Annotated in this window: 18 protein-coding genes, 2 tRNA genes and 1 pseudogene; 12 read left to right on the forward strand and 9 right to left on the reverse strand. The window is 39.2% G+C overall.

The annotated features are described in order from the left end of the window. Positions 1 to 323: 323 nt before the first annotated feature. Together QAI40_RS01865 and QAI40_RS01870 are read left to right on the forward strand one after the other, a co-directional pair. Complete coding sequence (locus tag QAI40_RS01865; protein ID WP_299977045.1) at positions 324 to 908, forward strand: hypothetical protein; 585 nt, start codon at positions 324 to 326, stop codon at positions 906 to 908. Positions 909 to 989: 81 nt separating this feature from the next. Then, complete coding sequence (locus QAI40_RS01870) at positions 990 to 1,643, forward strand: hypothetical protein (protein ID WP_299977048.1); 654 nt, start codon at positions 990 to 992, stop codon at positions 1,641 to 1,643. 169 nt (positions 1,644 to 1,812) lie between these two features. Here the strand turns inward: QAI40_RS01870 and QAI40_RS01875 are convergent, their stop codons facing one another. From QAI40_RS01875 to QAI40_RS01900, 6 genes and pseudogenes are all read right to left on the reverse strand, one after another. Beyond that, on the reverse strand, positions 1,813 to 2,604 hold the full coding sequence (locus QAI40_RS01875) for a tyrosine-type recombinase/integrase (RefSeq protein WP_299977051.1): 792 nt from the start codon (positions 2,602 to 2,604) through the stop codon (positions 1,813 to 1,815). Between the two features lie 165 nt (positions 2,605 to 2,769). Continuing rightward, positions 2,770 to 2,865, reverse strand: a pseudogene (locus QAI40_RS17135) (hypothetical protein); the annotation flags it as partial. A 198-nt stretch (positions 2,866 to 3,063) separates the two neighbouring features. Next, a complete protein-coding gene (locus QAI40_RS01885) occupies positions 3,064 to 4,368 on the reverse strand; it encodes a hypothetical protein (protein WP_299977057.1) in 1,305 nt (434 codons plus the stop codon). A 140-nt stretch (positions 4,369 to 4,508) separates the two neighbouring features. After that, complete coding sequence (locus QAI40_RS01890; RefSeq protein WP_299977060.1) at positions 4,509 to 5,066, reverse strand: ribbon-helix-helix protein, CopG family; 558 nt, start codon at positions 5,064 to 5,066, stop codon at positions 4,509 to 4,511. A gap of 543 nt (positions 5,067 to 5,609) precedes the next feature. Continuing rightward, positions 5,610 to 5,701, reverse strand: a tRNA-Ser gene (locus QAI40_RS01895). A gap of 13 nt (positions 5,702 to 5,714) precedes the next feature. Continuing rightward, positions 5,715 to 5,802: transfer RNA gene (locus QAI40_RS01900), tRNA-Ser, on the reverse strand. 155 nt (positions 5,803 to 5,957) lie between these two features. On the opposite strand from QAI40_RS01900, the gene QAI40_RS01905 reads away from it, so the two are divergent. The 8 genes from QAI40_RS01905 to QAI40_RS01940 are packed head-to-tail and all read left to right on the forward strand — an operon-like array spanning position 5,958 to position 14,146. Further along, a complete protein-coding gene (locus QAI40_RS01905) occupies positions 5,958 to 6,410 on the forward strand; it encodes a hypothetical protein (protein WP_299977063.1) in 453 nt (150 codons plus the stop codon). An 8-nt stretch (positions 6,411 to 6,418) separates the two neighbouring features. After that, the gene (gene argS, locus QAI40_RS01910; RefSeq protein ID WP_299977066.1) at positions 6,419 to 8,086 is read left to right on the forward strand and encodes an arginine--tRNA ligase; all 1,668 of its coding nucleotides are present in this window, start codon (positions 6,419 to 6,421) and stop codon (positions 8,084 to 8,086) included. Positions 8,087 to 8,088: 2 nt separating this feature from the next. Then, entirely contained in the window at positions 8,089 to 8,757 is a 669-nt protein-coding gene (locus QAI40_RS01915) for an SPOR domain-containing protein (protein WP_299977069.1), read from the forward strand. Next, positions 8,738 to 9,025, forward strand: a complete 288-nt coding sequence (gatC, locus tag QAI40_RS01920) for an Asp-tRNA(Asn)/Glu-tRNA(Gln) amidotransferase subunit GatC (RefSeq protein ID WP_299977072.1) — start codon at positions 8,738 to 8,740, stop codon at positions 9,023 to 9,025. Before QAI40_RS01915 ends, gatC begins: the two co-directional genes overlap by 20 nt. Before the next feature lie 12 nt (positions 9,026 to 9,037). Beyond that, positions 9,038 to 10,510, forward strand: coding sequence for an Asp-tRNA(Asn)/Glu-tRNA(Gln) amidotransferase subunit GatA (gatA, locus tag QAI40_RS01925; protein ID WP_299977075.1), 1,473 nt, complete (start codon positions 9,038 to 9,040; stop codon positions 10,508 to 10,510). A gap of 18 nt (positions 10,511 to 10,528) precedes the next feature. After that, positions 10,529 to 10,723, forward strand: coding sequence for a hypothetical protein (locus QAI40_RS01930; protein ID WP_299977078.1), 195 nt, complete (start codon positions 10,529 to 10,531; stop codon positions 10,721 to 10,723). After that, a complete protein-coding gene (gene mutL / locus QAI40_RS01935; protein ID WP_299977081.1) occupies positions 10,698 to 12,491 on the forward strand; it encodes a DNA mismatch repair endonuclease MutL in 1,794 nt (597 codons plus the stop codon). Before QAI40_RS01930 ends, mutL begins: the two co-directional genes overlap by 26 nt. Positions 12,492 to 12,541: 50 nt before the next feature. After that, entirely contained in the window at positions 12,542 to 14,146 is a 1,605-nt protein-coding gene (locus QAI40_RS01940; protein ID WP_299977084.1) for an FG-GAP-like repeat-containing protein, read from the forward strand. Positions 14,147 to 14,466: 320 nt separating this feature from the next. On the opposite strand, the gene QAI40_RS01945 is transcribed toward QAI40_RS01940, so the two are convergent. From QAI40_RS01945 to gatB, 3 genes are all read right to left on the reverse strand, one after another. After that, positions 14,467 to 15,663, reverse strand: a complete 1,197-nt coding sequence (locus QAI40_RS01945; RefSeq protein WP_299977087.1) for a hypothetical protein — start codon at positions 15,661 to 15,663, stop codon at positions 14,467 to 14,469. 237 nt (positions 15,664 to 15,900) lie between these two features. Beyond that, entirely contained in the window at positions 15,901 to 16,527 is a 627-nt protein-coding gene (locus tag QAI40_RS01950; RefSeq protein WP_299977090.1) for a hypothetical protein, read from the reverse strand. Positions 16,528 to 16,539: 12 nt separating this feature from the next. Continuing rightward, on the reverse strand, positions 16,540 to 17,964 hold the full coding sequence (gatB, locus tag QAI40_RS01955) for an Asp-tRNA(Asn)/Glu-tRNA(Gln) amidotransferase subunit GatB (protein ID WP_299977095.1): 1,425 nt from the start codon (positions 17,962 to 17,964) through the stop codon (positions 16,540 to 16,542). A 171-nt stretch (positions 17,965 to 18,135) separates the two neighbouring features. Between gatB and QAI40_RS01960 the strand changes: the two genes are divergently transcribed. Together QAI40_RS01960 and queA are read left to right on the forward strand one after the other, a co-directional pair. Further along, positions 18,136 to 18,327, forward strand: a complete 192-nt coding sequence (locus tag QAI40_RS01960) for a DUF2065 domain-containing protein (protein ID WP_299977098.1) — start codon at positions 18,136 to 18,138, stop codon at positions 18,325 to 18,327. 2 nt (positions 18,328 to 18,329) lie between these two features. After that, positions 18,330 to 19,391, forward strand: a complete 1,062-nt coding sequence (gene queA, locus QAI40_RS01965; RefSeq protein WP_299977101.1) for a tRNA preQ1(34) S-adenosylmethionine ribosyltransferase-isomerase QueA — start codon at positions 18,330 to 18,332, stop codon at positions 19,389 to 19,391. Positions 19,392 to 19,398 lie beyond the last annotated feature (7 nt).

A 19,398-nucleotide genomic window follows, 5' to 3' on the forward strand; every position in this document is an offset into this window, starting at 1 on the left:
TCTAATATGAGATTTTAAAAGGCTAAAAACAAAATCAGGTGAAATAGCAAACGATATGAGCAAAAAAAAATTGAAAAATTGGGTGAAATTTAATAGGGATATTATATTTCTGCTATATTTTGAATGGTTTCAACACCCTTCTTTAGGCAAAAAGTAAATCGTTCAACTTTATTCCTCTAAAGTTGATTTTAGAAATATCTTTACAGGCATTAGAAATGTTGCTACAAAATTCTAAATCCAGATTTTTCGCTTATCTGGTTGGATATCATTCAAATTTACAAGATACACAGAACCACACATTAATTAGTTAGGAGCAATATGATATGTCTCCGTTAGAGCAAGTTCAGCAAGCTTTCCTTCAACTTAGTTGGGCAATTAAGCTTTCCTCCTTCTTACAAAAACATCTGCCCACAAATAAGGTTGATTTTGATCATTTTCATTCTGTTGATGACCCAGATGACCCAGATGGTTGCATTTGTTTGCCGGACGACCAATTTAACAGCATTAATGACATTTATCTTGGTGCTGAGAACGCTATTCTAAGGTCTGTTGGTGATCTCTTTTTAGCTTTTGATACTGCACTAGGTGAAGCTGGCAAAAAGAATGACCCTTCTGCACAAGATTCCTTCGGCCAGCTCAGAATTCTTATCTACATGAGCAGGTGTTCATTCGCCCATAACGTGCTCGCACCCTGTTGGGAAGTTCGAGGCAAATACCGCCGCCAAATAGAAATAAAGCTTACGGATATTTCTCTGCAACTAGATTTAAGGGAGCTAGCCGATAAACCATTCGACATTAAGCAAATAGGCGGCTATTTACAATTATTCAAGATCAAAGACTATATCATCCAGATACTTACTCCTAACCAGGCCATGAAGGCGGATGGGATCAACGCTGGCGGTAATTAGGAATAGCACTTTTAGTAAATCAAGCTGTGGCGGCCCACCGCTTATGGCCGACGTTATGCATCACAGGGTAGGAAATAACCATTGAAGGCATTTGCTGAGTATTTTGAAGAAGATGGATTGCTGTATAGGAGGAATACACTTCTTCAGTTTGGGGATAGTTGGGATCTTATAGGAAGTGTAGTGCTTGCTAATCCTGGCAGTGCGGAGCCTATGACTGCTGCTTCTAATGATATTTTAGCTTTAGTGTCTGCATTTTATGAGAAGTATCGGGTGGGAGATAATTTTCAATCAAAAAACTGGCATGAGTTTTCACCGGACTCAACAATGAGGTTTGTAGAGAAGATATTTAACGGTTGGTATATCGGTCAAAATATAACGCTCAACGGGGTAATACAGCTATTCAATACATTCAATATAAAGAATCAAAACCTTAAAGAGGCTGTTGCACAAATTGGCGTTGAATCAGATCTTTTGTTTTCTTACAATGTTTACAAATATTTCAATGACAAGCCCACATACTTTGGTTTTAGTGATGTGGTGTTAGGAAACGATGTGCTTCGTAATGTGGCAATGAATATATTTAGCAAGTCTTCTGATGTGGTAAGAAGTATTTATAACAGCGAATTCTCGAAGAATTCTTTTTATCACCCAAAGTATATTAATCATGCATATGGTCAAAGTCACTTTCAGAAGTACAAGAATGACGTTCTTGCGACTATAGTAAAAAATGCATAACAAACCAATCAACTTCGCTCCCTTTGGTCGCCGGACGCTCCTAACGTCGCGCCGGTGATTGGAGCGTTAAATTTTATTTGCTGACAATCTTAACCAAATCCATTCTTTCATATTCAAGTCAATAATATAGAAAATTGAATTAGCACGGTTGACACCGTTAACAAGAAAATTAGGGATCAGTTGGATAAATTTGCTTCATACTTTGCTCTAATTCATCAAGAATAGATGCCCCATCAGTTTTGATTTTAACCAATGACCGAAGATAGATATCCGTTGTGGTTGCCCTTTTATGTCTCAGGAATTTTTGAATTTTTATCAAAGGCCAATTTTTATATGCGAGTTGTACCGCTATATGGTGCCGAATAGCATGAAGCCCAAAGGATTTTACATTAGCTTTTTTGCAAAGTCTGGGCAAAATATTATCAATGGTGTATTTAGAAAGCAGTTTGCCTTTCTGGCTTGGGAATAGCCAAGGGCAATCTTTTGTGCAGCCTTTTATTCTTTTTTGTAAAATATTCCTTAAAGATTTACTCATATCAATTGTGTCTGCTTCATAAGTGCCGCTTTTCCGTTTTCGTGTCCAAAGCGTTAAAGCATTATCCTTTAAATCAACATCATCAAAGGAAAGTTGTCGTAATTCGCCTGACCTTGCTGCCGTGTGGTATGTTGTCCGAATAATATCAGATTCAAATTCATTGGCTATATCAATGATGGCTTGAATGTCTTTTGCCGGGGGAACATATTTCTTGAATGGTTTTTCTTTATAATCATCAATCGGGGAAGTTGGATCATTGGCAATCATGTGTCTATTTCGAAGATAATTAAAAAGAGATTTAATTTCGCGTTTGTAACGATTTGCTTTTTTCCCACTGGATGAATCAAATATATAATCAAGATATTCTTCTATCATTATAGAATCAACAGCATTGATATCCGGATCTTGCTCCCAAAAACGGATCATAGATTTGTAAATATTGACTTTGTATCGATATGTATTGAGTTTGAAGCCCCTTCTTTTGCAATGTTCAAGGTAGCGCAAACTCGCTTCTGAAGTTTTCAATTGGATCTGATCGGGTTCCGGGTTCAGTAGGTTTTCTCTCCTGGTATTCTCCCATGTCTTTGCTTCTCTTTTGGTTTTGAACCCTCTTTTCTTTTCTCTTGGGCATCCGGTGACTCTCGAATCTCCAATCCATGCTTTTGTTTTTGGGTCTTGATATGCCATTTTGATAATCCCTTTCTTTTAGGTAATCCAAGACATCATTAACGAAGAATCTAGCTGATTTTGCTGTACGACCAAGACCAATAAATATGTGAGGATATTCTCTCCAGGTTTTTTTAATGGTTGCAGTAGAACAATAGAGAATTTTTGATAAACCTTCGATGTTAACGATGTCGTTGGATGAGTTCATTTCAATTTCTCCTATGCAGCATTATCCGGTAACAAACCAAGCTCTTTTCTTTTTTCAAGTGATTCTACATATTTGTTATTGATTCGTTGAAATTTTGCTTTTTTCTTTTCAACACGTTTTGAGAATTCAATATCAACTAAATTGTTAATGTATAGGTGATTCCTAAATGATTCAAAGGTATTAAGCAGGTTGATATCTTCAGGTGCTATCTCGCATCCTGTTTCTAATTCTAAAGCTGCAAATGAGGACATTAATCCTAAAATCTGTTGGGAAAGTCTTGTTTTATCGGCATTTGCAGCCTTTGCCCTTATTAATGGGTTCCCTACAGGGCAGTTATTAAAACCGTTTTGAATTTTCTCCCACCAGGGAAGTGTTTTCCTTTGATGCGACTGTTTTTCTGGATGACTTTGGAATTTTAACCATTTAACGGTACAGTATGCCCAAGCATTATCGATAAAGCTAAAAAGATCATCAATTGAATCAATACCAATTTCTTTCAGGATTTCTCGCCTTAATTGAAATTCCGTTCTTATAACTTTGAATCCTTTTGGAACTTCTGATAAATTCCAAATATCGAAAAGCCAAGTTTTATTGGACTTTTGAATAATTTCTAATACTTTGTCGTAGAATCTGACCTTCATTTTGTTTTTTCCAATGTCAATGCCCGTAAGTTTTTTATGACTTCTATGGATACAAACATTATCAAGGCGCACATCATCGGTAGTTGCTCTCCTAACAGCATAGTCTAAGATTTTGGTAGACCATAGAGAATCAGAGAATAATGCATCAACACATAAGTCAAGGCGACTGATCCTTGCTTTTTGAATTTTAGCACCGACTTGATGTAAAAAATTAAGAATAAATTGAATTGCGTTATAGAGACCTTTTCTCCAAAGAGTTTCTGAGCGAATAGTAACTATTATATTTGGCATTGCTTGAGTTGTGGTTGAATTAGCGATTGCTAAGGAATATTCTTTATTCCAAATGATCCATTCACGGCCGTTTGCACCGGTGGCTTTAACATCGAAGATATATTCATTATTGATTTTATCCAGCTTGAAAGAAACTGGTACATCTTTTTTGTTCAATCGAGCTAAAGCCTTTGCTTCTGCTAAAATAGAAAAAAAAGTCGGCGCATTTTCCATTATGGTATCAAGAGTAATGACTAATGTGTCAACATTGGAGGCTAATACTTTCACACTATAATCAACCTTCAGATTTATCTTTGCAGGGTGGCTGGTAGTAGTTCGCACCCTTTTAGAATTGCTACAAGATCGGGTGATTGGACTTTGATTCTTTTTGTTTAATTTTGTCATTGAAACGTCTCCTTATTTTGGAGAGTTCGTTGACACTCAGGCAGTGGGCTGGTAAGATTAGCTGTTGAGTGTTCTTTGAACTCTCAGGGTTATAGGTCAAGCACTCAGACTTTCCCGAGACGGGGTGCTTGGCCTTTTTTTTATTCAGAGCCATTCTCTGAATCTCCATTTAACTCAATAATTTTATCTTCCAATACTTTTTGGGTTTTTGAAAAAGTTTTTTTCCAGTTTTTACGTATGGCTTCATTTAAATCTCGTATAGAACGTATACCCTCAATAAATCCTGGAATACTTAAAGCTACCTTGAGAGTACGAATTTGAAATTCTAAAACATATTCAATAAAGCTCTTGCGAGTTAAGTCAATTCTGTTTGCAAGATGATCAATTTTAATTGCTAAATCAGTATTCAGCCTTATGGAAACACTGCCTTTTTTTGGATGTTCTCCATCAACAACTATTCGCTTCTCGGCTTCATTTATAACTGGTCGTACTGATTGTTTGAATTGCCTAAGAAGCAGGGTGAGCTTAACTAAACCGATATTTTTTTGTAAATTGAGTTCGTCATATCCAACTTCAATAAGGTTGTGAATAGCCTCACTTCTTGTTATGTGGCCTCTTTTCGCAAGATTATCTATTAAACGGATTATTTTAGGATCAAGCCAAATCGAAACCATTATTTTTTTAGTTGTGTTATCCATAGCGCCTCCTTTTGTAAATTTTTAATATTTACTGTAAATTCTCAAAGTTTACGCTACTTGTCAACACTTATTTTAAAAAATTATATTATTTGTGTTTTTCCCCTGAAAACCCGCTTAGCTTGAAATGAGATGATCCAGGCATCAAGAAAAAAAATGGTTTCTAAATTTTTTTAAAGGGTAAAAAAATTCAGACACTCCGTTTTATTTTCTTGACCCCTGGCTCCCTTCATTTTTAGAGAAGGCGGGTTCAGGGGAAAATTTATAATTATAATCTTTTTTATTAATAGATCCCTCCGGGGGCCAGGTTTTGAAAACCTGGACAAACATAATATTGTTCACGTCCTCATGACTTCGGGCATAGCCTCGAATTCATCATGATGACGTGAACAATTTGGCTGTAGTAACAAAATTATGAACTATTTTTTATTCAAAAAGTTGAGGAGATTTTAGAGGGTCGAAATTTTTTTGACACCATTTTTGACACCACTGAAACAAAAAAAGGAATTGAAAGCGGTTGCTTAAAATTCCTAAGATGTTTGTTGGTGGCGGAGAAATAGAGATTCGAACTCTAGAAGGGTAACAACACCCTTACTCGCTTAGCAGGCGAGCGCCTTCAGCCACTCGGCCATTTCTCCGCATGTTGTATTGTGGCGGAGGAGGTAGGATTCGAACCCACGAAGCTTTGACACTTAACGGTTTTCAAGACCGCCGCCTTCAGCCGCTCGGCCACTCCTCCGAAATTGACCCAAATCTTATATCATTTTGTTAAAAACAGGTCAATACTTAAGTGACAAAATTAAAATTTGGTAAAATCATCTTATCATTGACAGGGAGGATAGTTGCGCTATAGTTAAGAGATTTTAAGTTAACCAAATTAACAGGAGATAATAGATGAGGCAGAAAATAAGATTTGAGAAAAACATTAAAGGCGAAAAACTCACAATTCTGGAATTCAGTGAAGTGGATCCCGGTGTCGTCATACTGCTCCATGAAGAAGAGTATAATCTTGAAGAGATGACAAAGGCTTCTGAAGAAGGCGCCCAGGCTTTTTCCAGATTGATGAGAAGGCGAACCTTTTTCCCCGCTTCATATCTTTGTGAGAAGCTGTTTGAGAATACCATGGAATTTTTTAGAAACAAGGCAGAAGAAAAGATCACCATTGAATATGATGATGTAGAAGCTTTTCCCAAAGAGGAAGAATTCCAGCTGGAAGATGAAGATGTAGAGCTTGATAAAATACTGGAGGAAGATGGGACCACCGACGAAGATGAGATTAAGGAAATAGATTCCAAAGATGATACCCCGAAATTTACCCCTGAAGATACTTCTGAACATGAAAATTAGAGTTGATGATGAAACATACAATTAAAAGAATTGTTCTTGATGCTGCTCAAAAAGCCTTTGAAAATGGTGCGTTGGTGTCAGAGCAGATCCCTGAAATGGAGATAGAAGAACCCCGACATCAAGCCCATGGAGATTTTTCCACAAACTTTGCAATGGTTTCAGCCGCTGTTCAGAAAATGGCACCACGGAAAATTGCCGAAATCCTGGTATCCTTAATTGAAACCGGAAGTTTGATTGAAAAGGTTGAGATAGCCGGTCCTGGATTTATCAACTTTTTTCTTTCAAACAAAGCATGGTATCCAGTGATTGATCAGATTTTTGAACAGGATAAAAGATATGGTGCTTCTGACATTGGTAAGAATGAAAAAGTGCAGGTGGAATTTGTCAGTGCCAATCCTACAGGACCCTTGCACGTAGGGCATGGAAGGGGTGCAGCTGTAGGGGATTCTGTGGGAAACATTCTTTGTTTTGCAGGGTTTGATGTTCAAAAAGAGTATTATATTAATGATTCGGGTCGCCAGATAAGAACCCTTGGTACATCTGTCTGGGTAAGGCTGCTGCAAAAGTCAGGGAAAGAAGTCGAGTTTCCTGAGGACTGTTATAAGGGTGACTATATCATAGATCTGGCCAGTGAGATCCATGAAAAAGAGGGTGACAAGTTTATCCAAAAAGATGAGGACGAAGCCATTGCCTATTGTGCAAAATTTGCAGCAAAGAAAATTCTTAAAGGCATAAAAGAAGACCTGTCAGATTTTGGCATCACGTTTGATCAATGGTTCAGTGAGCAAAGCCTGTATGATGCAGGAAGAGTTCAAAAAGCCATTGATGACTTTAAAACAAAAGATCTGATTTATAAAGAGGATGGCGCACTCTGGTTCAGGGCACAGGATTTTGGTGATGAGAAAAACAGGGTGGTCGTCAGAAATAACGGCCTGACAACATATTTTGCTTCAGATATTGCCTATCATATGGAGAAATATGAACGGGGATTTGACAGGGTCATTGATGTCTGGGGAGCAGATCACCATGGATATATTAAAAGAATTGACGCATCTGTTGTTGCATCGGGCAGAAAAAGCGAACAATTTGAAGTCATATTGGTTCAACTGGTTAACCTGCTTCGCGGGGGCAAGCCTTTCCAGATGTCCAAAAGGGCCGGTGATTTTGTCACATTAAAAAATATTGTTGATGAAGTGGGAAAAGATGCTGCAAGGTTTATGTTTTTAAGCCGCAGTTATGATTCCGGCCTTGATTTTGATCTTGAGCTTGCCAAACAGAAAAATTCTGACAACCCCGTCTATTATGTTCAATATGTTCATGCAAGAATAACCGGTATTCTTTTAAAGGCAAAACAGGAAAATATTATTCAAGACATTGATTTTAATAAGGGGAAAAATATTCATTTGCTGAATGCGGTGGAAGAAATTAATCTCATAAAAATATTGAATGCGTTTAAAGAGAATGTGGAAAAGAGCGCTCAAACATTGCATCCTCATGTGATTTTTACATACCTGATGAGTCTTGCGTCTGCATTCCATAGCTATTATAATAAACACAAGGTCATTACAGACGATCAAGAACAGACGTTGGCCCGATTAAGCCTTGTTCTGGGAGTGAAGAAAGTCATTAGAAACGCCTTGACACTTCTTGGGGTTACAGCACCTGAAAGAATGTAAAAATGATATCCTTTAAGGGGATTTTAAAATATTTAATTTACATATTTATTGCCGGCTGGATGTTTTTACTGGGCATCATGGTTGGACGAGGGTCTTCTCCTGTGAAGTTTGATACCCAGAAATTTCAAAAAAGACTCGAGATCATTGCCAGTGAATTCGGAGAAAAAAAAGGTACTCAGAAAAAAATTGATTTAAAATTTTACGATGTCCTTGATCATCCTGTGCCTGAAGAAAGCGTGCCTCCCCAAAAGAAACCATTGGAAATTATTCCCAAAAAAGAAATAATTGTTACAAAGAACATGATCCCGCTGAAGACAAGCAGAAAAAAACAGACCTTTAAACCAAAAGCAAACAAGGCAGAGACAGATATTAAAATTAGCGAAACATTAAAAACAAGTAAAGCCTCAAAAATAAAACAAGGAGAATACACGATTCAAATCGCAGCCTATAAAAATTTTAGAGATGCAGTTTCTCATATGGCAATGCTTGAAAAAAAAGGATTCTCTTCCTACAGGATAAAAGGCCAGAAAGAGGGTGTGACCTGGTACAGAATCAGAACCGGTTCCTTTGTAACCCGTGATGAGGCAAAAAAACTTAAAGAAAAGTTGGATAAAGCCAGGATAAATTCAATGATTATTAAAAGGGATAAAAATGAAGATATCAACAGATGAAGTCACAAAGATTGCCCATCTTGCCCGACTGGAGATTGATGTGTCGCAAAAAGAGAAAATGGCGGAGCAGCTGAGCCATATTTTGCAATATATTGATAAGCTCAAGGATGTTGATGTCGAGGGTGTCAAGCTTTTTTCAGGAGCTGCTTTTATGAACAATGTATTGAGAGATGATGAATTGAAAGTATCGCCAGGCCCTGATGTTACGCTTGCCAATGCACCGCAGAGAGATGAAGATTTCTATATAGTTCCAAGAATTGTGAAATAAGGATAATATTAAATGGAATTTTGTGAACTTACCATAGCCAGTGCCCAAAAATTGCTTTTGGGGCATCAAATCTCTTCTTTTGAGCTGACAAATGCATTGCTGGATCGGATTGAAAAATATGATGATAAAATGGGTGCTTTTATAACGGTTGACAAAGATCTGGCCCTGGAACAGGCAAAAAGGGCGGATCAGGATATTGCCGATGACAAGATATCAGCCTTGACCGGTGTGCCCATTGCATTAAAAGATCTCTTGTGCACCAGGGGAATAAAAACTACCTGTGGATCAAAGATTCTCGATAATTTTATACCGCAATACGATGGAACTGTTGTTTCAAAGCTAAAGGGAAATGGTGCCGTCATTATCGGCAAAACCAATATGGATGAGTTTGCCATGGGATCTTCCACTGAAAATTCTTCCTATAAAATCACAACAAACCCCTGGAATAAGGAATATGTGCCCGGTGGTTCCAGTGGGGGATCTGCTGCTGCTGTGGCCGCACAGTTTTGCTGCGCCGCCCTTGGAACTGATACGGGTGGTTCAATTCGCCAGCCGGCATCCCATTGTGGTGTTGTGGGGCTTAAGCCGACCTATGGCAGGGTATCCAGGTTTGGTCTGGTTTCATATGGCTCTTCTCTTGATCAGATTGGGCCGATCACAAAAGATGTTAAGGATGCTGCACTATTACTGAACATCATATCGGGAAATGATAAAATGGATTCAACCAGTGCAGCGGTTGATGTGCCTGATTTCACTCACGCCTTTGATCAGTTCAAAAAAGGGTCTTTAAAAGGAATGACAGCAGGGATTCCAAAAGAATACATGTCGGTTGACGGGATTGATCCTGAAGTTGAAAAAGTCTTTAAAGAGGCAAAAAAGATTCTGGAAGATCTGGGTGTTCAAGTAAAAGAGATCTCTTTACCGCACACAGAGTATGTTGTAGCAGCCTATTATATTATCGCTCCCTGTGAAGCCAGTTCCAATCTTGCCAGATTTGATGGTGTGAGATACGGTTTCAGGGGAAAATCTTGTGAAGACCTTATTGATATGTACAAAAAAACCAAATCAAAAGGGTTTGGCCCGGAAGTCCAGAGAAGAATTCTTATCGGAACATATGCACTTTCAGCCGGCTACTATGATGCCTATTATGGACGGGCATCACAGGTTCGAACACTTATTATGGAGGATTTTTCAAACGCCTTTAAGGCCTGTGATTTCATCCTGTCTCCTGTGGCGCCTGCCCCTGCGTTTAAAATTGGTGAGAATATTGATGATCCCTTAACCATGTATTTAACAGACATTTTCACGCTTTCCGCCAATATGGCCGGTATTCCCGGAATATCCGTTCCTGCGGGATATTCTTCAAAAGGGCTTCCCATTGGTATTCAGATGATGGCGAACAGGTTTGATGAGATGGCTCTTTTAAGGGCAGGGTATGGGTTTGAAAAAACAATCCTATTGGAGAAAAAGTTTCCAGATCTTTAAATATAAAGGAGATGAGATATGTCAACTATGCAACCCCAGGGGGACAAATTAAAAAAGGCGGTTAAATGGATATCTGATAAGAGAAAACAAAATTTTGATATCAATCTGGCCAAACTGGTGGATGAAGCCAGCTTCCAATTTGATTTAAGCCCGAAAGATTCCCAGTTTCTATTAAGGTTTGTAAAAAATGACGACCATCAGAATTCTGCCTGAAATTCTTTCCAACCAGATTGCAGCAGGGGAGGTGGTCCAAAGACCATCCTCCGTGGTCAAAGAGCTGGTTGAAAACTCTATTGATGCCGGATCTACCAGTATTACCATTGAGGCAGTAAGAGGCGGAAAATCTTTAATACGGGTTTCTGATAACGGCACCGGGCTTTTAAGGGATGATGCGCTCTTATCCATAGAGAGATATGCCACAAGCAAGATATTTACAAAAGAGGATCTTTTTTCCATCTCAACCATGGGATTCAGGGGAGAGGCACTTCCATCCATTGCATCGGTTTCAAAGTTCAGTCTTGTGACCCGGACAAAAGAGTCTGATATTGGAACAAAGATTGATATCATAGGAGGGAAAGTACGGGATGTTTCTGATGCCGGGGCTCCGGTCGGTACCATGGTGGAAGTTAAAAATCTTTTTTTTAACACACCGGCCCGAAAGAAGTTTTTAAAATCCGATAATACGGAAACAAGCCATATTGCCGATGCCATATCCGGCATGGCCCTTGGAAATTCTCATATTCAGTTCAGGCTGTTTTTAAACAATAAGCTGCAAAAAAGCTTTTCATCGTCTGATGATCTGTTCCAAAGATCTGTCGGTATCCTTGGAAGGGATGTTGCCGACAAATTGTATAAACTTGAGTTTTCAAACGCCTTTATCACTATCCACGGGTATTGTTCCAACCCGGTGGTCACAAGAAGTACCTCGTCAAAGATTTTTTTGTTTGTGAACAACAGGCTTGTGTATGACCGGGGACTTATCTCGGCGATTTTCCAGGGGTACAAAGGCAGGATCATGAAGGGTAAATTTCCTCTGGCTGTCATTTTTATTGATATTGCCTTTGACCAGGTGGATGTTAATGTTCATCCGTCTAAAAAGGAGATCAAGTTTTTTAACGCTCAACGGGTGTATCAGGTAGTGTCGGAAACGATTGGAAATGCATTGTTCCAAGAGCAGCAGAACATAGCAGTTTATTCAAAAGCACAGACCGGTTTTGATATGAGCCAGAAAAAAATGATTGAAAAATTTGAATATTCAGATGAAGCATTTAAACCGGATAAGATGGATAAGGTTGAACAATCTTCCATGGATTGGCCGACAGGTCCGGGTGAAAATAAAAAAAGTTCTGTCAGTGGACAGGCAGTGCAGCAAAAAGCTCCACAAACACATAAATATGCCTCTGGCGGAATTAAAATCATCGGGCAGATCATGGGAACGTATATTCTTGCAGAAACCAGAGACAGCCTGATGCTGATGGATCAGCATGCTGCCCATGAAAGGATTGTATACGAAAACCTTAAACATCGGTATCAGTCTCTTAAAGTTCAAAGTCAGAACCTTGCTGTGCCGGAAACCCTTGAATTAAACTTTAAGGAAGCAGATCTTTTGTCCAGTATTCTGGATGACCTAAAAGCGCTGGGCATGATTATTGAACCCTTCGGAGACACAACCTTTGTTGTAAAAGCGGTGCCGGCCATTATTGATGAAAAAGAGATCAAGCCGATTATTGTTGAAATCCTTGAAACGGCTCTGGTTAAAAAACATGGATTTTCAAAAGAGGACTGGCTTGATGAATGCCTGATTTTGATGGCCTGTCACGGGGCAATCCGTGCAAATCTAAATCTTGGCCAGATTGAAATTGCGAAACTGATAGCTGATCTTGAACAATGCGAAAATCCCCGTCACTGTCCACATGGCCGCCCGATCATGATCTTCTGGACCAAAAATCAAATAGAAAAGCTGTTTAAAAGGGTTGTATGAGGAACTGGGATGGGTTATAAATAAAAATTTATATTACAAGGAGTTTGATTTTGAAAACTAAAAAGAATTTTGGGAAGGTATTATATTTCACTTTTGTCGTGATGATGTGGGGTATGATAATAGGCAATCCCTGTTTTTCCAAAGAAATAAAAAAGGTGGCCGTCCTTCCATTTGTAATGAATGCCCAGCAGGACCTGAAGTTTTTGCAAAAGGGTGTTTTTGACATGTTTTCATCACGGATCTCCTATGGTGATGAGGTCGAGGTCCTGACCCGTGAAGATCTTGAGAATAAGCTTGGCAATGCTGATCTTTCTTCTATAATCAAGGGCGTAAATGAATCAAAGGCAAAAGAACTGGGCAATCTTCTAAATGTAGATTATGTGCTTTTCGGAAGCCTGACCCTTTTTGGGAACAGCATGAGTCTTGATGTGAATATGGTTGACATAAAACCTGATAATCCGGCACTTACTTTTTTTCGTCAGGGAAATGATGCAGGTGCTGTTATACCGGAACTCGATAAGATCGCAGAAGAAATTAATTATAAAGTGTTTGGAAGAGAAACACTCCAGTTTCAATCTCAGAAGGCCATGCAAAGGGCTTATGCCGGGGAGGGGGAAGGGTATGTAAGCCCGCTCAAAAAATTTCAAACTCTTTTATCTGTTAATGGTACATTGAATGGTGTTGCCACAGGAGACCTTGACGGTGATAAAAAAAATGAAATCGTTGTTATTCAGGACAGAACCGTCCAGATTTTTAAATATGGGTTTAACGGAAAGATCAGCCTGGTCCAAAAAATTGAGGACAATTCAGTTGCCATGAGTCTTGTTGGTGTTGATGTGGCAGATATTAATCAAAACGGATATGCAGAAATTTTCATTACCCGGATCAACAACAGGAATCAATCTGTCGCCTCCTGCGTTATTGAATATAATGGCAGCAAATATGTAAAAGGAAAAACAACATATCCCTGGTACTTAAGAGTGATAAAAGATGCTAAAGGCAATTTGGAACTGTTTGCCCAGGCACACACCCAAAAAGGCCCATGGGCTCCCAAAAAGGTCTTTAAAGTCAACTGGCAAAATAATTCATATACTCAGGGAACCCGTCTGAGGGTACCGGAAAAAGGGTTTTCTGTATTGAGTATGACAACCGGGAAAGCATTCAGTAATGACACTGCAATGTATTTGTACACAGATGAGTTGGGGCAGCTTGTTGTTTTTAATGATTCCGGACATATTGAATGGTCCAGCGACAAGGGATATGGCGGCAGCAGTCTTTTTTATGCGCACCCCAAGACTGTTCATGGGTTATATGATAATAAGTATGATTTTTTGCAGCCCAAAAATATTATGTACGATATGGATTCTGACGGGAAAGCTGAATTATTTGTTATAAAAAACAAGGAAGCGTCTGATTACCTTTTCAAAAACACCCGGGTATTTAAACAAGGAAGTATTGAAATTCTTAACTGGAATGACATGGGGTTGTCGTTTGAGAATGCACCTAAAAAATTTTCAGGGCCGGTTACCAGCATTGACATCGGCGATTATGACAATGATTCGAAAATGGAATTGCTTGTTACCATGATCAAGAAAGGCAATAATATGTTTTCCCGTGATTCAAAGAGTTTGCTTGTCGCTTATGATCTCGATTGAATAGATCTGTCAGGTAATATAATTCAATAATTTAAGCGGAGGAAGCAAGGTTTCGAATTTGGAAATCATGCAATCTCCGTTTTTTTATTGCCAACACGGCTTATAGTTTTCTTTCCGATAGTCAAAGGATACGCATGTCGGAGATCAAAGCTTGTGGAAGCTGAAAATCATGGAGTGGGGCACTAACTAATGACCTTCACCCTGGGCCCAAGGAAAAGAAACCGGCTTTAGGTTGGTAAATAAAAAATGGGGCTTGCTCTGTGAAAAGCAAACCCCATTTAATCTTAAGCAATATTTATATTAAAAATAAATAATTTTACTTAGAAAGATACGCTGAGTTGGACAGTTGCACCAATAAGAGCATCATCATTGGTAGTGTCATCATAATCAGGAGCGACATACCCCACACCACCGGAAAGCGTTACAGCTGGCATCCAGGCATAGTCTATGTTAGCAACAGCATAAACTTTGCTGTTCAGGTTATGATCTTCATTGGGTTCTGCATAACCAAGTTTTGCCCACAAAGTCACGGCTTCAGTGACATTAATTTGAAGATCACCAACAATAGCGGTAACACCGTAACCAGCACCGCTAACGTCAAATATACCAGTATTTCCACCAAAATTACCATTGTTGTATGCTAAAGCACCGTCATAATCAAGAGGCTTGAAAACCGCATCATCTGCGATAGAAGTTAACTGGCTTTCATTGGAATCAACGTCGTTAGCCCATATAACGGTTACGCCACCTTTAATGGTGTCAGAAAAAGTTGCATCCAAAGCTGCGTGAAGCTGAGTTCCGGCATAATCTATTCCTTCGCCGTCATCACCACTAAATATTTCTCCTGCACCGCTCAAAGTAAACATATCAGAGAGTGGAGCAACAACATGGAGTGAATACCCGGTTTTGGTATCATTGGTGGCGCCATTCTTGGTAGTTGCAAAAGAAAGTCCGCCTGAAAAAGCATCGCAGGCATAAAGAAGGCTTGCTCCATAAGTGTCAGTATCATCATTGTCGCCTTCATCTGTAAGTACGTTACCGTCTGTACCACCTTCAGATTCTTTAACATAGAGAAGCTTAAGGGTTACAGGATTGAAAGCAAAATCAGCCTGGATACCCTGGAACTGGTCACTCCAAAGCGTTCCAAGACCCCAGTCTCCACCCTGCTGACCAACAGTTAAAGTCAGTGGGCCCTGGTTGATTTTAACCCAGGCACGGTCAACCATGAGAGTGTCGCCACCAGCTTCCGGTCTGTAACCATCACCCCATCGGAATTCTGCAAAATCACCGCGAAGCTGTGCACTTACATTGTCATTCACTTTCCAGCTGAAAGCAACCCTCATTCTTTGATCAAAATAGGTTTCTTTTTCAACGCCGGTGTCAGTGTCTCTTGGGTTGTCAACACTGACTGCTTCAAAACGGTATTGACCGCCTGCAGAAAAATCTGACGCTGTTACCGGAGTAACAAAAAAGGCTGCGATAAAAACTACCGCAATTACTAATGCTAATTTTTTCATCTTTTTTTCCTTTTAAAAAAAAGTTAAATCAAATTTTTATTGTACTCCTTTTAAATACAATAAAAAAAGTTAAATTACGCCTAATCTTTAAAAAATGTTAAGAGCCTTTACTTCCAGGCATCCCCCCTTTCTTTTGAGATTAATGCTTTGCATGATAAAGCACAAACATAGGCAGGTGTCAATGAGAAAATGCCTTTTGGGGGTGTTTTTAGTAAAAAAAGCGTGAAAAAGGGCAAATTACCATATTTTCCACCAGGGTTTTCCCTCATCTTCTCCTATGGGGCGGACCGGCATCATCCGTTCTGGACTCATCCGCCTTAAATCCTCTTCAGTGATAGTTTTTTCTTTTTTAAATTTTTCATAGGAAACAGTCGCGCGATCAAATATTTTTTTATTGATTTTGGCCGCAGCAATATCGATTTCTGAGATAATCTTGTTAATCGTTTTCGATTGCCCGTAAAAAGTCAGAAAGGATTTTTCCTTTAAATTGTAGACTTTTATATCAATACTATACGCACCTGAAAACTGGGTTACTATGCCCGTGATCACATAATCGGCAGTTGTTTTTTCTCCAAGTTTAATGATGGTTTTACTTTCAGAAGATTTATTTATGCCGGACAATTCTTTTATTATAGTACCTGTTTTAACAACAGTCACATTGCCTTTCCATGACAGCCTTGAATGAAGCATCTTTAAAACGCCTGATGTGATATAAGAGATATCGCCCTGTGAGTTTGTTTCAAACGGGATAATGGCAATGATTTTCATGGTTTTTGAATCTGCCATACTGGAACTTATGGGAGTAAGTATGAAAATGATTAACAATAAAAGTATTTGTTTTTTTAACATATTTAAATTGTTCACTATAAGCTCCGTTTATTTTAGTTTATTTTTTAATAATTGAGTGACGATTTTAGGATCAGCCTTGCCACGGGTTTTTTTCATGATCCGGCCCATGAAAAAGCTGAAAAGCTTGGTTTTACCGTTTTTGTATGCCAACACTTCATCTGGATTTTCAGTGATGACATCCTGAACCATTGTTTCAAGTTCGGATTGATCCGATACCTGCTCAAGTCTTTTTTCCTTTACAATGCTTTCCGGATTTTTCAAGGATTCAACCATTTCTTCAAATACTGTTTTTGCAGCACTGGCATTGATTTTTTTATCCTCAATCATCTGGAGGAGTTTTGAAAAGGCCGGTGCTTTAACAGGGGATTCGCTGATGGTTATTCCTTTGCTGTTCAGCATGCCAAGCAGGGTGGTCATCACCCAGTTGGCCGCCAGTTTTTTGTCTTTAAGGGGTGCGGCGGTTTCTTCAAAAAAATTGGCAAGCTCAATGGATGAGGTTAAAACTTTGGCATCATAGTCCGCAAGTTTATATTCTTTAGTAAACCTTGAACGTTTTTCATCGGGAAGTTCCGGCATGTCTTTTTCAACATCCTGTATCCATTTGTCATCCAAAATGAGCGGCACCAGATCCGGATCAGGAAAATACCGGTAATCATGGGCTTCTTCCTTGCCGCGCATGGAAGTTGTTTTATTTTTGGAAGGATCCCAGAGCCTTGTTTCCTGGATTACCTGATTTCCTTCTTCTAAAACATATGTCTGGCGTTCTATTTCGTAAGAAATCGCTTTTTCAACATTTTTAAAGGAGTTGAGGTTCTTAAGTTCTGCCCTGGTACCAAATTCTTTTTGACCTGCCGGCCTTAAGGATATATTGGCATCACACCTGAAACTTCCTTCTTCCATGTTGCCGTCACACACATCAATATATTTTAATATGGAATGCAGTTTTCTTAAATAGACGCCGGCTTCCTTTGGCGTTCGAATGTCGGGCTCGCTGACAATCTCGATTAAGGGAACCCCGGTCCTGTTTAAATCCACCATGCTTCTGGCACGGGCCGGATCATGGATCAGTTTTCCTGCATCTTCTTCCATGTGAATCCGTGTAATGCCTATTTTTTTTGGGCTGGATGTTTCAATGCCAAGGTATCCATGCTCTGCAATCGGAAGTGCATACTGTGATATCTGATATCCCTTTGGAAGATCCGGGTAGAAATAATTTTTCCTGTCAAACCGGCTTTCCTTGTTTATTTTGCAATGGGTGGCCAGAGCAGCCTTAATGGCAAAGGTTACAACCTGTCTGTTCAGGACAGGCAAAACCCCCGGCATACCCGTACAAACCGGGCAGGTGTTGGCATTGGGGGGTTTTCCAAATTCAGTGGAGCAGCCGCAGAAAATTTTGGTTTTTGTTTTCAGCTGTGCATGGACTTCAAGACCTATGACAGGTTCAAACTGCATGAATAATTATTTGCCTTATTGTTTTATTTCTTCTATTTAATAATAACCTCCTTTTATAACCTTGATATTTTTATTAATCAATATAATTTTTATTGCATAAAAATGGCTAAAAATATAAAAGTTATATCGATTGTTTTGGAACCCGCAGAAATTAAAAAGGATAGGGTCTATATGAAATTTTTCTTTTGTGTCATCGGCATGGTCATGATTGTTGAGGGGCTGCCATACTTTGCATTCCCCGGAAAAATGAAAGAAGTGGTTCAAATGATTACAGGACTTGATAATACAAACCTCAGGAAGTTCGGGTTTGTTTTAATGTTTGCAGGGCTCTGCATTATTTATTTTGCCATGGACGGACGCTGATAATGTTTTTGTTGTCCGACTATGCCTATGACCTGCCAAAGGAAAAGATTGCCCAGATACCCTGTAAAAACAGGAGTGAATCAAGGCTGCTGCATTTGAACAGAAGATCTGAAACCATTTGTCACCATCAATTTAAAGACATTACAGCACTGCTTAAGAAAGATGACCTTCTGGTGATCAATAATACTAAGGTGGTTCCAGCAAGGCTGTCCGGCACAAAAGAAACCGGCGGCAAGGTTGAGGTGTTGATTATCGATTATGCAGCCGGGATGAAAAATCTTGAACAAACCGGTTTTTTCAAGTGCGACTGCCTGGTTAAGGCATCAAAAAGTCCGAAAAAGGGTGCCAGACTTTTATTGGAAGATGAGGTTGAAGCAAGGGTTGAAAAAGTAAAAGGATTTGTTTCTGAAATAAAATTTTTAAATGGTAAAGAGTTTTTAAAATTTTTACAAAAATTTGGCAAAATTCCTTTACCCCCTTATATAAAGAGAGATGATAAAGCTTGTGCTCAAAATGATCGGGAAGATTATCAGACCGTTTATGCATCTAAAGAGGGTGCTGTTGCAGCACCGACAGCCGGGCTTCATTTTACTGAAGGGCTTATGGGCGAACTTTTAAACAAAGGAATCGAATTTGCTCAAATTACCCTTCATGTCGGATATGGTACATTTGTACCGGTAAGGGTTGATGATATAAGAGATCATCAGATTCATTCCGAATATTTTTCCCTGTCAAAGGAAACTGCAGACAAAATCAATACTGCCAGAGGTCAGAACCGCCGTGTTGTTGCCGTGGGTACCACCAGCGTCAGAACACTGGAGTTTCTTTGTGATGAAAAAGGCCAGGTTACACCGAAAACAGGGTCGTGCGACCTTTTTATATATCCCGGTTATGACTTTAAATGCGTGGATGCCATGATTACCAATTTTCATCTCCCTGAATCCACGCTTTTGATGCTGGTATCTGCATTTTACACCCGGAAAAAAATATTGGCCGCATACCAGGAAGCCATAAAAAAAGAGTATCGATTTTTCAGTTATGGCGATGCCATGCTGATTGAATAGGCAAGTC

Source organism: Desulfobacula sp. (genome assembly GCF_030611305.1).
In the GTDB taxonomy this organism is placed as follows: Bacteria; Desulfobacterota; Desulfobacteria; order Desulfobacterales; family Desulfobacteraceae; genus Desulfobacula.

What these genes read in the sequence shown, in the direction of transcription:
- argS (WP_299977066.1), top strand. Translation starts at nt 6,419, where the DNA reads ATGAAACATACAATTAAAAGAATTGTTCTTGATGCTGCTCAAAAAGCC.
- gatA (WP_299977075.1), top strand. Translation starts at nt 9,038, where the DNA reads ATGGAATTTTGTGAACTTACCATAGCCAGTGCCCAAAAATTGCTTTTG.
- QAI40_RS01890 (WP_299977060.1), bottom strand. Translation starts at nt 5,066, where the DNA reads ATGGATAACACAACTAAAAAAATAATGGTTTCGATTTGGCTTGATCCT.
- QAI40_RS01960 (WP_299977098.1), top strand. Translation starts at nt 18,136, where the DNA reads ATGAAATTTTTCTTTTGTGTCATCGGCATGGTCATGATTGTTGAGGGG.
- gatB (WP_299977095.1), bottom strand. Translation starts at nt 17,964, where the DNA reads ATGCAGTTTGAACCTGTCATAGGTCTTGAAGTCCATGCACAGCTGAAA.
- QAI40_RS01915 (WP_299977069.1), top strand. Translation starts at nt 8,089, where the DNA reads ATGATATCCTTTAAGGGGATTTTAAAATATTTAATTTACATATTTATT.
- QAI40_RS01905 (WP_299977063.1), top strand. Translation starts at nt 5,958, where the DNA reads ATGAGGCAGAAAATAAGATTTGAGAAAAACATTAAAGGCGAAAAACTC.
- QAI40_RS01945 (WP_299977087.1), bottom strand. Translation starts at nt 15,663, where the DNA reads ATGAAAAAATTAGCATTAGTAATTGCGGTAGTTTTTATCGCAGCCTTT.
- QAI40_RS01885 (WP_299977057.1), bottom strand. Translation starts at nt 4,368, where the DNA reads ATGACAAAATTAAACAAAAAGAATCAAAGTCCAATCACCCGATCTTGT.
- QAI40_RS01875 (WP_299977051.1), bottom strand. Translation starts at nt 2,604, where the DNA reads ATGATCCGTTTTTGGGAGCAAGATCCGGATATCAATGCTGTTGATTCT.
- queA (WP_299977101.1), top strand. Translation starts at nt 18,330, where the DNA reads ATGTTTTTGTTGTCCGACTATGCCTATGACCTGCCAAAGGAAAAGATT.
- mutL (WP_299977081.1), top strand. Translation starts at nt 10,698, where the DNA reads ATGACGACCATCAGAATTCTGCCTGAAATTCTTTCCAACCAGATTGCA.
- gatC (WP_299977072.1), top strand. Translation starts at nt 8,738, where the DNA reads ATGAAGATATCAACAGATGAAGTCACAAAGATTGCCCATCTTGCCCGA.
- QAI40_RS01930 (WP_299977078.1), top strand. Translation starts at nt 10,529, where the DNA reads ATGTCAACTATGCAACCCCAGGGGGACAAATTAAAAAAGGCGGTTAAA.
- QAI40_RS01865 (WP_299977045.1), top strand. Translation starts at nt 324, where the DNA reads ATGTCTCCGTTAGAGCAAGTTCAGCAAGCTTTCCTTCAACTTAGTTGG.